This is a genomic window from Streptomyces sp. NPDC001401, assembly GCF_042895385.1.
GTDB lineage: Bacteria > Actinomycetota > Actinomycetes > Streptomycetales > Streptomycetaceae > Streptomyces.
In genome coordinates, this window is record NZ_JBIAWI010000003.1 from 187636 (window position 1) to 199289 (window position 11654).

Annotated in this window: 7 protein-coding genes; 2 read left to right on the forward strand and 5 right to left on the reverse strand. The window is 71.0% G+C overall.

Features of this window, described 5'->3' with window-relative positions; translation table 11 throughout:
- Positions 1-15 precede the first annotated feature (15 nt).
- Together ACFY10_RS12850 and ACFY10_RS12855 are read right to left on the reverse strand one after the other, a co-directional pair.
- On the reverse strand, positions 16-4251 hold the full coding sequence (locus ACFY10_RS12850; protein ID WP_390665112.1) for a trypsin-like peptidase domain-containing protein: 4236 nt from the start codon (positions 4249-4251) through the stop codon (positions 16-18).
- A 130-nt stretch (positions 4252-4381) separates the two neighbouring features.
- Positions 4382-5413 carry an oxidoreductase gene (locus ACFY10_RS12855; RefSeq protein ID WP_390665113.1) on the reverse strand — a complete coding sequence of 344 codons (1032 nt, stop codon included), beginning with the start codon at positions 5411-5413 and terminating at the stop codon, positions 4382-4384.
- A 66-nt stretch (positions 5414-5479) separates the two neighbouring features.
- On the opposite strand from ACFY10_RS12855, the gene ACFY10_RS12860 reads away from it, so the two are divergent.
- Positions 5480-6436: an FAD-dependent oxidoreductase gene (locus ACFY10_RS12860; RefSeq protein ID WP_390665114.1), complete on the forward strand. Its 957-nt coding sequence runs from the start codon at positions 5480-5482 to the stop codon at positions 6434-6436.
- 112 nt (positions 6437-6548) lie between these two features.
- On the opposite strand, the gene ACFY10_RS12865 is transcribed toward ACFY10_RS12860, so the two are convergent.
- Complete coding sequence (locus ACFY10_RS12865) at positions 6549-8507, reverse strand: Xaa-Pro dipeptidyl-peptidase (RefSeq protein WP_390665115.1); 1959 nt, start codon at positions 8505-8507, stop codon at positions 6549-6551.
- Positions 8508-8706: 199 nt separating this feature from the next.
- Between ACFY10_RS12865 and ACFY10_RS12870 the strand changes: the two genes are divergently transcribed.
- Complete coding sequence (locus tag ACFY10_RS12870) at positions 8707-10197, forward strand: M1 family metallopeptidase (RefSeq protein WP_390665116.1); 1491 nt, start codon at positions 8707-8709, stop codon at positions 10195-10197.
- Positions 10198-10231: 34 nt separating this feature from the next.
- On the opposite strand, the gene ACFY10_RS12875 is transcribed toward ACFY10_RS12870, so the two are convergent.
- Both ACFY10_RS12875 and ACFY10_RS12880 read right to left on the reverse strand, forming a co-directional pair.
- Positions 10232-11149: a PfkB family carbohydrate kinase gene (locus tag ACFY10_RS12875; protein ID WP_390665117.1), complete on the reverse strand. Its 918-nt coding sequence runs from the start codon at positions 11147-11149 to the stop codon at positions 10232-10234.
- Positions 11146-11634: a macro domain-containing protein gene (locus ACFY10_RS12880; protein ID WP_390665118.1), complete on the reverse strand. Its 489-nt coding sequence runs from the start codon at positions 11632-11634 to the stop codon at positions 11146-11148. Before ACFY10_RS12880 ends, ACFY10_RS12875 begins: the two co-directional genes overlap by 4 nt.
- Positions 11635-11654: the final 20 nt, after the last annotated feature.

Consider the following 11654-nt stretch of genomic DNA (forward strand, 5'->3'; position numbering starts at 1 on the left):
CGGTACGGCCGCTGGTCACGGGGTGCAGGGTGGGGTGGTGGGGGCGCCGGCAGGAAGAGACCGGAGTTCGGTGGAGGTGAAGGGACGGTGTTGGATGCGGCAGAGGGCGCGGAACCAGTCTTCGGGCCGTACGGGTATGGAGACGATCGTGTGGCCGCTCGTCAGAGCGATGTTCCCGCCGCGCGCCTCTGCGCGGGCTATGAGCTGCTCACTGTCCCCGGCGTCCCAGTCCCACGTGGCGAGCGCACGTTCCTGGACCAGTCCCAGCCACCTGATGGACCCCTGGACGCCGGACCTGTTCGCGTCCTGGCCGACGAGCGTGCCGTCGTCGGAGAGCGCGACCAGGTGGTGCAGGGCATGGGCCTGGACCTCGTGTGTCCCGACCCCTCGGCCCACCGCCCCCAGGCTCCAGAGGTGGACGTCGCCCCGACCGCCCAGCACTGCCAGTAGTTCGCCGTTACGGCTGAACACGGCGCCGCCGCGCGACTGATCCGTACCGGTGACCCGCCAGGACCGCAGCCGTGCCCCCTTCACGATGTCCCACAGCAGGACGGAGCCGTCGTACTTCTGCACGACTACCTGATCCGGATGCCCCGGTCGCCCCTCGACGTCGAAGCAGGTGGGCTCCTGTGCCGCCGCTGTGCCTGACATGCATGGGTCGTGAACCAGACGCCGCGCGTGTCCATCGGCGTCCACGAGTAAGGCCCCTTTGTCCGTCAGCAGCAGGAACCGGCCGCCCGGCAAGGTCCCCGCGTCCAAGATGTGAGCTCCGTGCAGGGAGACCGGCCGGTGCGGGCCCCGCAGGTCGGCCGGGTGCAGCAGCACGAAGGCGTCCTCGCTCCAGACCAGTGCCATGCGCCGCTCCTCGGCGAACATCAGGGTCCAGTCCCTCTCTTCGGGCAGGGTGACCTTGGTCCGCCGGCCGGTCTGCCGGTCCTCGAAGACGAATGTCCCGTCGCTCCACATCACCCGGTCGCGCCCGTTCTGGTAACGGCTCTCGCTCGACGGCGGGGAGCCCGGCCTGCTCTCCAGGAGGGTCTCCTCGCGCCGGGTGGCCCGAACGCTCCACAGGTCGCGGCCCACGACGACGGAGAGCGTCAAGGAGCCTCGGCCGCCGGCCGCCACGGCCCAGCGAACCCCCTCCGGCACGGAGTCACCGACCCCCGAGGGCAGCAGGGTCTCGTACGTCAGGCCCGTCTTCGTGTCGATCAGGACGCGGCCGTCGACCGGGCCCGCCAACCACTCCTCCCCCATGAGGAAGCGGCCCGTAGCGTCCAGGGACTCGTAGTTGAGGATGAACTCTTCGGAATGCATGGCCCGGACCGTCCGCCAAGGCGACCAGTGGCCGGAGCCGGTCTCGAACGTCTTGCGCATGATCTTGTCGTCGGCATCGCTCAGCGTAGTGAGCCGGCCGTCCCGGTCCAGGACTCCCCCGTCCACGAAGTCGGGACCCCATGCCCTGCCGTCCCCGGGTCGGATGACGACCACTCCTCCCGACTCGCCCCGTCTCAGGTCGGAGTCCTCGGTGACGATCAGCCGGCCATCGTCAGTGAGTACGGAGGCGCCCATGACACCGCGTGCGCTCGCGGCGGCGACCGGCAGGCGCCCGCGCACCGCCGTGTCCCACATCCGCACGACGACGTGGTTGTAGTCGTTGTCGTCGAAAGTGGCGCCCGACACCTCCAGCAGCCTTCGGCCGTCGGCCGAGAAGTCCAGGGACACCGTCTTGCGTTCCGTAACGTCGTTGTCCGAGAACGCCTGGGCGCCCCGCAGCCGAACCGGCTCACCGTGTCCGCCCGGTGTCAGCCGCCACAGGGCGAGGCGCCCGTCGGCGGACGCCAGGGCGAGCAGCTTGCCGTCGTCGCTCAGCGCCACGCCGTCTCGTTGCCGAAGCACGGAGGCGAAGCCGGGGTTCGACACACACGTAGGCAGCCCGTCACCGCACAGAGTCAGCGTCGACTCCTTCTTGGCGTCGAGTACGGCGATGACGCTGCCGTCCGCGGCGGCCGTGACCGACCTCACCCCGTCCGGCCAGCGCCCGGGGTCGATCCGCTGGGTGGACCGCGTGGCCATGTACTGGTCGAGCAACGCCTGTTGGGCCGCCGGGGTCGGAGCACTGTGCCAGGCCGCCTCGGCCCATTGCACTGCCGTGGACGGCGCCCCCTGGGCCCATTCGCCGGCCCGTGCCCCCAGGACCTCCGAGACCTGCCCCGCCAATTCCCGCCTCAGATCACGGTTCGCCTCGTTCCGGTCGGCACTCGTCCGCAACCCCCACACCGCCAGCCCGGCCGCCAGCAACCCCAGCACCGCGATCCCCGCCGTCACCACCCGCAGCCGCCGCACCCCCCGCCGCCTCCAGTGCCGGCTCTGCTCGATGAACTGCAGCTCCTCCTCGCCGATGTCGGACGCCCTGCGCTCCCGCCACTCCAGCGCCCGTTCCAGCAACGCACCCCGCAACAGGGCCCCGGCATCCCGTCCGTTGTCCCGCCACACCCCCATCGCAGTCCGCAACTGCTCCTGCCACACCCGGAACTCCCGCGACTCCTCCAGCCAGTCCCGGGCCCGAGGCCACTGTCGTACGAGAGCCTCGTGGGCCAGGTCGACGATCTCCTCGCCCGCAGGTGTCCGGTTGAACAGGACCAGGCGGCTGCGGCCCAGTTCGTACGCCGCGTCGCGCAGGCCGGGGTCGAGGCCGTCCACCCGGACCGGTACCCGGACGAAGTCGAACCGCTCGTCGGGGCGGGCCAGTTGGGCCAGGAGGCGGCGCAGGGTGTCCTCGCCGACCTCGTCCAGGGCGCGGGCGACGCTGAGTTCGGCGTACGCGGAGAGGGCTCCGCCGACCTTTCCCAGGGCCTCGTACGCCTCGTGCGTGAGGACCGAGTGGCGGCGCTCCTCCCAGAGGCGGGTGAGGGCGAACTGGACGAGCGGGAGGCTGCCGGGCTCGTCCACGGCCTCGTCGACGATGCGTTCGGGGAGGCCCGGTTCGAAGCCGATGCCGGGGGCCCGGGTCACGGGCTCGGTGATCGCCCGGAGCAGGGAGTCCCGGTCCAGAGGGGCGATGATCTCCGTGCCCTCGCTGAGCAGTCGAGCGGTGTCTGCCGCTACCAGGCCGTCGAGGGAGCCGTGGCGCACGGTTGCGATCACCCGCAGGAGGCGGCGGTCGGTGGGGCGTACGGCTCGGATCATCGCGGTGGCCAGGGCGAGGAGACGGCGGGCCGCGTCCGGGTCCGTCGCCGCGACCTCCTCGAACTGGTCCAGGAAGAGCACGTGCCCGCGCTCCCCGCCGTGGTCCAGGAGGTCCTCCGTGAGCAGCGACGCCTCCTCGGCCGGGTCGTCGGCCGCCGCCGCCCGGGTCGGATCCGTCCCGGCCTCGGCCGCAAGGGTGCGCACCAGGGCTCGTACAGGGCGGGTGCCGCGGATCGGGCGGAAGACGGTCGTGGTGAAGCCTTCGGCGTGCAGGGCGGGGAGCACTCCGGCGCGGACGAGGGAGGACTTGCCGCTGCCCGATGCGCCGACGACTGTCACCAGGGCGTGGTCGTGCACGGACGCGGTGATCCGGGCGATGTCCTCCTCCCGGCCGTGGAACAGGTCGGCGTCCTCCTCCCGGAACGGTTCCAGGCCGCGGTAGGGGCAGCCCTGCAACCCCGGTCGCAGGCCCACGAGTTCGGCGGCGGGGACGAGGTAGGCGACGCTCTCGCCGGTGCCTCGTTCGGCGGCGACCAGCATGCCGATGACACCGCCGAGGTCCTCGTCCCAGACCGGGGCGCCGCTGAAGCCGGGCGAGATGCGCCGGATGCGGTCGTACTCCTCGCTGAGCGCCGTCCAGCGGCCGCCGACCGGAGCGCGCACCCTGCCGTTCGCCCACACGCCCTGGTCGGAGCCGGCCGGGAAGCCGAGGACGCGGAACCGGTGGTCCCAGACGTCGTCGCCGCCCACCAGCCGCACCGGCACGGACCCCGCGGGCAGCGCGGCCGGCAGCCTGAGGAGGGCCGCGTCGGCGTCGCCGTCCGCGGTGGCCGGACGCCAGGTCACCACCGTCGCCCGGTGGACCGTCGCGGACTCCCCGAGCGGGAAGTCGATTCCCACCGTGTCCTGCGGCTCCGCGCCCTGCGTCCCTGCCGCCCGGGCGACCACGTGCGCGCAGGTGCAGACCGTGTCCGGCGCGATGAGGAACCCCGCGCCGACGACCTCGCCGTCCGGCGTGAGGATCCTGGCGACCGCCGGACCGAGCCGCTCGAACCCCGTCGTCATGCCGTTCTCCGCCCCTCCCGGGCCGAGCTCGGCAACTCCCCCACGAAAGACATCAGTTCCCCCGGTCTTGCACACCTTTCGTACCGGCATGGGACCGCATGTCCGTCATGAGCGCAAGGCCCCGCGCACGTCAGCGCGCCATCGCCTCCACCAGTACGCTCCCTGCCGTCCGCGCCACCACGAAGGCCTCCCCCTTCACCGCCTTGGCGTCCAGGGCGATGCGGTGGCGGCCCGGTTCGAGGACGCCGTCGAAGACCTCGTGGGTGTGGGTGCGGTAGAGGCGGTCGAGGCGGTACGCGGTGAGGCGGACCCGGCAGGGTGAGGTGACCTCGACGCCCGCCTCGCCGTCGGCCGCCACCAGGCGGGTCAGGCGGCGCTGCGCCACCGGGCTGCGGTCCAGGGCGTGTTCGATCTGGGCGACCAGCAAGGGGACTATCGGGGCGAGGCCTTCGACATAGGTGACCTCGACGCCTGCCTGCTCGAAGGAGCTGCGTACGGCGGCGCGTTCGTCCTGGGTGATCGCGCGGCCGAAGGCGACGGCGCCGTAGGCGCGCAGTTCGTCGGCGTGGACACCATTGGTGTCGTGGGCGATGTCGGCGCCGATGCCGATGGTGCGCAGGGCGGCGGCGAGCTTGGCGAGCAGGGCGACTCGGGCGCCGATCAGGAGGACACGGCGGCGGGTGCCCGGCGAATCGGCGTCGAGGAGGGCGGCCAGCGCCTCGCGGTACTCGGCGCCGTGGAAGCGGAAGGGACCGATCCCGTGGTAGCCGTTGAGTTCGAGGTCGACGTGTTCGTCGGTCTGCCAGGCGAAGTCCCGCCAGATGTAGTCCTCCCCTTCTTGACCCTCCCGCTCGATGATCGCGGTGACCGCGCCGCAGGCCAGGTCCGCGCACTCGGGGCAGCCGTAGATGATGTAGCGGCCGTCCGGAAGCGGTGGCTCCGCCTCCAGGAGGAGGCTGCGGACCTGTTCGGTGAAGATGGCGGGTGGGACGTCGGAGGCGAGTGGGGAGACGGCGTCGAGGTCGGAGAGCTGGAACAGCAGCGGGCGGCCGTCGACGATGAAGTCCACGAAGTCCCGGTGCACTTGGTAGTCACCGTTGGCGAGGACTCCACCGGCACGCATCGCCGGTGCCAGGCCGAAGGTCGCGTACTCGGCAGACATGCTGTGAGTATCCCCAGAGTGGGAGCTGTCTGAGCACGGCATGACACATTCCGCTAACGTCCCCGCGTGGAGAGCTCGCGGAACAACGATGTCATCGTGGTCGGCGCCGGGGTCGTCGGGTTGACCACGGCCGTCGTCCTCGCCGAGCGCGGCGTACGGGTGCGGGTGTGGACGCGGGATCCCGTGGAGCGGACCACCTCGGCGGTTGCGGGCGCGCTGTGGTGGCCGTACCGCATCGAGCCGGTCGCGCGGGCGCGCGCTTGGGCGCTGCAATCGCTCGATGTGTACGAGGAGTTGGCGACGCGGCCCGAGTCGACCGGCGTACGCATGGCCGAAGGGGTACTGGGCGAGGCGGATCTCGACCGGGCCGAGGCCTGGGCGGCCGCCCGGGTGCCCGGGCTGCGGGCGTCGACGGCCGAGGAGTACGCCGGGACCGGGCTGTGGGCGCGGCTGCCGCTCATCGACATGTCGACTCATCTGCCGTGGCTGCGGGAGCGGTTGGCGAAGGCGGGCGGGGTGGTGGAGGAGCGGACGGTCGCCGGGTTCGCGGAGGTGGACGCACCGGTCGTCGTCAACTGCACGGGGCTGGGGGCGCGTGAGCTCGTTCCGGATGCGTCCGTGCGGCCCGTGCGCGGGCAGTTGGTCGTCGTGGAGAACCCCGGCATCCGCACCTGGCTCACGTCCACCGACGCGGACGGGGAGATGGCGTACTTCTTCCCGCAGCCGGGGCGGCTGCTGCTGGGTGGCACGGCCGACGAGGACGCCTGGTCGCTGGAGCCGGATCCGGCGGTGGCCGAGGCGATCGTACGGCGGTGTGCGGCGCTGCGGCCCGAGATCGCGGGGGCACGTGTGCTGGAGCACCGGGTGGGGTTGCGGCCGGTGCGGGGTGCCGTCCGGCTGGAGCGGGAACTGCTGCCCGGGGGGCGGGTGTTGGTGCATAACTATGGTCATGGCGGGGCGGGTGTGACTGTGGCGTGGGGATGTGCGGAGGAGGCGGCCGGGCTGGTTTGCCCGGCCGCCTGAGCGCTCCGCTCCGCGGGGTGTGCCGCAATGGTGCCGTCATTCGTCTGCGGCGTCGTCGTGGCTGGTCGCGCCCACGCGGCGGAGCCGCATATCGACTCAGCCCCGCGCCCCTTTAGGGCGCGGTGTCTCCCGGTACGCGATATGCGCCGCTCGGGGCACGAACCCCCTTCAGGGGCGTGGCCTCGGATGCTGCCGACGACTTGCCGGAAGTGGCCCGCGCGAATGACGGCGCGCCTCCGACGAGCGGGACATGAGCCGATGTGCGGGACAGGTCCAGGGTGAGTGTCGGCTTGTCGGCCGGTGGGTCGATGAGGTCCTTGTCGGTACCCGCGACGATCAGGGCGAGGCGGTGGCCGGCCGGGACGACGTGGTCGGTGGCTGCGAGGTCCAGGGTGATGGTGTACGCCTTGCCCGGGGTGAGCGGGACGCCCTTGAGGTCGGAGGCGTAGTTGCCGAGGTCGGCCCAACCGCGGCTGAACACCGTGTAGTCGACGGCCGCCTTCTTCGCCTCGGTGACCTTGAAGCAGGCGCTGTCGCCCGTCGTGCTCGCACCCCAGCAGGTGCGGTTGGTGAGGGTGGTGATGCCCTCGGCGGAGTCGGCGTAGTCACGGATGGTGTCGGGGCCGAGGTCCACGAGGACGGCGGACAGGTGGGCCGTCTTCGTTGTCGGGGTCGCGGTGACGGTGACCTTGGAGGAGCCGGACAGGCGCAGGTCGTGGGTGAGGGGCTTGGTGACGAAGCCGGCCTTGTCGGGGGTCGACGTGTCGATCTTCGACGCCCAGTCGGTCTCGCTCAGCTGCGGGTTGTCGGTGAAGGTCTCGGAGCCGTCGCCCTTGGTGAGGCCGAGGGTGCCGACGCCTGCCTGGGTGCCGGTGGCCGGGCGCAGGGTCGTGGTGGCCGTAGCGGTCGGGGGCCAGACCTTGGAGGTGACCCACTGGTCGGGGTGGCGCTCGATGTCGGCCATGGGCTCGCGGTCGATGCCGTTGTCGTAGCCGAGGAGTTCGTGGTCGAACCAGCGGTGCAGGGTGTCGACCCAGCCGCCGCGCCGGTAGTCGAAGGGGTCGACGTGGCCGGTCTGGGAGAGCCAGATCTTGCGCTCGACGCCGTTCTTGGCGAGGGCGTCCCACCACTGGCCGAAGTGCTTGGTGCGGACGTTGAGGTCCTGCATGCCGTGGGCCAGGAAGACGCTGGCCTTCACCTTGCTCGCGTCCTTGACGTAGTCGCGCTCGGTCCAGAACGGCGTCCAGTCGCCGGTGCGCGGGGCGCCGTCGACGAGCTTCTGCTGGACGGCGGCGCACTTGGCCCGGGCGTCGGGGCTGTCGACGTAGTCGGAGAGCGCGTCGGGGCCGGAGTCGTAGAGCGGGGCGCCCTTGGCGAAGTAGTAGTCGTACCAGGAGGAGATGGCGCTGATCGGGACGACGGTCCTGAGGCCCTTGACGCCGGTCGCGGCGACGCCGTTGGCGATCGTGCCGTCCCAGCTCTTGCCGATCATGCCGGTCTTCCCGTTGGTCCAGGTCGCCCTGGCGGCCGTGGTGCCGGTGCGGGTCGTGTACGCCTTGGCCCTGCCGTTCAGCCAGTCGACGACGGCCTTCGCGGACTGGATGTCGGAGCGGCCGCCGACGTCGACGCAGCCGTCGGAGCGGTTGGTGCCGGCGAGGTCGACGCCGACGAAGGCGTAGCCGCGGGGCACGAAGTAGTTGTCGTAGAAGAGCGGCATCTGGACAACGTTGCCGTTTGCGTCGTAGGTCTTCTTCTGGCTCTCGTTGCCGCGGCCGCAGCAGGAGTAGTAGGGGCTGGCGTCCATGATGACCGGTATCTTGCGGCCCTGCTGAGCGGGTTCGCGGGGGCGGACGATGTCGACGGCGACCCGGTCGGCCTTTCCGTCGCCATCCGAGTCGAGTCCGGTGTCCACCCATACGGCCTCGCGGATGGCGTTGTCGTAGGAGTAGACGGGGCGGCTTTCCTGCGGGGCGCTGTGGGCCGCCGCGGGGGTGAGGAACGCTGCCATGAGGGCGGCGACGGCCGCCGCTGCGAGCGGTCTCCAGGTCGTGAAGCGCGTGCGTATGGGCATGCGCGGACGGTACATCGGTCAACTCCCGTGCAGAAGAGTGCAATCGGACGCCTGCGAGACCGGTGAGGAAGTGGGGGGGCGGCTGCTCATGACGGCCGAATGGCGATCGTGTGACACGTGGGGTCATGGACATGCCCGGGGGCACAGGGACTCAATAGGCTCCGACCAGACTTCGTAACCCCTACGACTTGGAGCTTTCGTGCACCGCAGAATCATCACGCCGGGCGCACTCGCTGCCGCGTCCCTGATGCTGGCGATCCCGGCGTCGGCCGCGAGCTACTCCCCCGGCGCTCCGGGCATCGGCGACCCCTACTACCCGGCCTACGGCAACGGCGGATACGACGTCTCCCACTACGACCTGCGTCTCCAATACCAGCCCTCCACCGACGAGTTGGCGGGTACGGCGACGATTCTGGCCAAGACCACGCAGGACCTGTCCAGCTTCGACCTGGACTTCCTGCTGGACGTCAGCGAGGTGCGGGTCAATGGCGCGAAGGCGTCCTTCACGACCTCGGGCCAGCACGAGCTGGTGGTGACGCCGAAGACGCCGCTGGCCAAGGGCACGCCGATCACCGTGGTGGTTCGCTACAGCGGGGTGCCGTCGGCCAAGAGCGCGTACGGCTTCAACGCCTGGCATCGCACGCCGGACGGGGCGGTCGCGGCGGACGAGCCCGAGGCGGCCTGGTGGTGGTTCCCGAGCAACGACCACCCGCTGGACAAGGCGACCTACGACGTGTCGGTGGCCGTGCCGGACGGCACCCAGGCGCTCTCCAACGGCACGCTCCAGTCGACGAGTTCGAAACTTGGCTGGACCCGCTACAACTGGCGTGAGAACAAGCCGCAGGCGACCTATCTGGCCACGCTGGCGGTCGGCAGGTTCGACATCACGACCAGCACCTCCGAGGGCGGCGTGCCGGTCGTCAACGCCTACAGCAAGGACCTCGGCGACAACGACGGGGCCGCGCGGGCGAGCGTGGAGCGCACCGGGGAGCTCGTCGACTGGTTGAGCGGCTACTTCGGGCCGTATCCCTTCAGCTCGGCCGGCGGGTATGTGCCCAACACGACCACCGGGTACGCGCTGGAGACGCAGACCCGCGTGTACTACAGCCCGAAGCAGTTCGCGAACGGCTCCAACACGTCGGTGGTCGTGCATGAGCTGGCACACCAGTGGTACGGCGACAGCGTGTCGTTGAAGGGCTGGAAGGACATCTGGATCAACGAGGGCTTCGCGCGGTACGCGCAGTGGCTGTGGTCCGAGCACGAGGGCGAGGGCACGACGCAGCAGCTCGCCGACTACGTGTACGCCTCGCACCCGGCGGACGACGCGTTCTGGACCGTCAAGCCGGGGGACCCCGGTCCGGACAACCAGTTCGACATCGCCGTCTACGACCGGGGCGCGCTGGCGGTTCAGGCACTGCGCAACGAAGTGGGCGATGACGCGTTCTTCGCCATCCTCAAGGGCTGGCCTCAGGAGCACGCGTACGGCAACGCTTCCGTCGCCGACTTCGAGGCGTACGCCGAGCGGGTGTCCGGGAAGTCGCTGTCCGCGCTGTTCGACGCGTGGCTGTTCCAGCCGGTGAAGCCTGCCGCACCTGCGGCGCGGGCTGCGTCGATCGCCGGGGCGGCGGCTCCTGTCCAGCCGAAGTCCTGGAAGAAGATCGCGGCGACCAACGACGTGCACGGGCACTGATCCCCGAGGGGGTCGGGGTGAACGCCCGGCCCCCTCACCGCCCGGTGGACTCCGGATCGGCCGCCCGGGCCAGGAGTTCGTCCCTGCCTATCGCGTCCGTCTCCGTCGACGGCACCGTGCAAGCGTATGCACCGGCCACCGCTCCGTACCCGGCGCAGCGTTGTGGTGCCTCGCGGTTCAGCCAGCCGTAGAGGAACGCGGCGGCGAAGGCGTCGCCCGCGCCGTTGGAGTCCACCACCGGTGCGGGCGGCGTGGCGGCCGGTATGCGGGTCAGCTCGTCGTCGGCCAGCAGGTACGCGCCCTTCGCACCGGCCGTGGCCACGACCACCTCGGCCCGTCCGCGGTCGGCGATACGGCGCATGGTCCGCTCGGGGTCGGCCAGGGCCGCGGCGGACAGAAAGACGACGTCCGCGGCGTGGGCGAACGGCTCGTGGTAGGGGTTCTCGCCGTCCCAGTCGTGCAGGTCGGTGGAGATGGTCGCGCCCGACTCGCGCAGGAGCGGCAAGGCGTGGGCGCAGGGCTGGGTGATGGCGACGTGGACGTGGCGGCTCGCCCCGGCCAGCGCCCGCACCGTCGGTTGTGGGAGACGGTCGTCGGCGTGGGCGCGGCTCGTGTCGTACAGGGACAGCCGTCTGCCGTCGGGGCCGACTAGGTTGACCGCGCGCTTGGTGCCGGCGGGCTGGGGGACGGCGGTGAGGGCGATGCCGTTCTCCCGGTGCAGAGCCCGGACCAGGTCGCCCTCGGGGTCCTCACCGAGCATGTCGAGGTGATGGACGCGCAGCCCGAGGGCGTTCAGACCGAGGGCCACGAAGTCGCCCGTCTGTCCGGCGCGGGTACGGATGCCGCGCTCGATCATGTAACTGTCCGCGTACGGCAACGGAAGCTCCGGCACATACACGATGGTGTCCACGCCGGCCCCGCCCAGCACGAGGACATCGGTCTCACGGCTCAACTCCGGCCCTCCCCATGGTCGTAGACCGTGACCTTGACGCCACGCTTCACGAGCCGCTCGGTGATCAGCGGTTCGATGCGGGACCACTTGCCTCCGGCCAGGCCGCAGCCTATCCGGGGCATGTGCACGGAGGCGCGCAGCTCCAGCGCCTTGTCGGCGAGTCGGACCAAGGCCGTGTCGATCGCCTCGTAGCGCACCGGGACGCCCTTGCTGCCGGTCCCGATCCCGCGCTGCCCGACCATGTTGGCCACCCACACGTATGGCTCGACCTGGACGAACTGGGCCGCGCCCAGCCCGAAGTCGTTCGCCGCGCGGTCGCGGTGCCAGGCCCGATACGCCGCCTCCGGCTCCGGCCAGCGGCGCGATACCGCCAGGACGAAACCCTTTCCCCATCCCCCGATGTCGTTGCAGACATGGGCGATCACCTTGACGCCCTTCACCGACGGAACGGTGGCGTCACCCCGGACATGGATGATCTCCGACATGACGCCACCGTAGGCGATGC

Bases quoted from the DNA above. Each gene is read 5' to 3' on its own strand.
- ACFY10_RS12865 (WP_390665115.1), bottom strand. From the start codon at position 8,507: ATGCCCATACGCACGCGCTTCACGACCTGGAGACCGCTCGCAGCGGCG.
- ACFY10_RS12855 (WP_390665113.1), bottom strand. From the start codon at position 5,413: ATGTCTGCCGAGTACGCGACCTTCGGCCTGGCACCGGCGATGCGTGCC.
- ACFY10_RS12880 (WP_390665118.1), bottom strand. From the start codon at position 11,634: ATGTCGGAGATCATCCATGTCCGGGGTGACGCCACCGTTCCGTCGGTG.
- ACFY10_RS12850 (WP_390665112.1), bottom strand. From the start codon at position 4,251: ATGACGACGGGGTTCGAGCGGCTCGGTCCGGCGGTCGCCAGGATCCTC.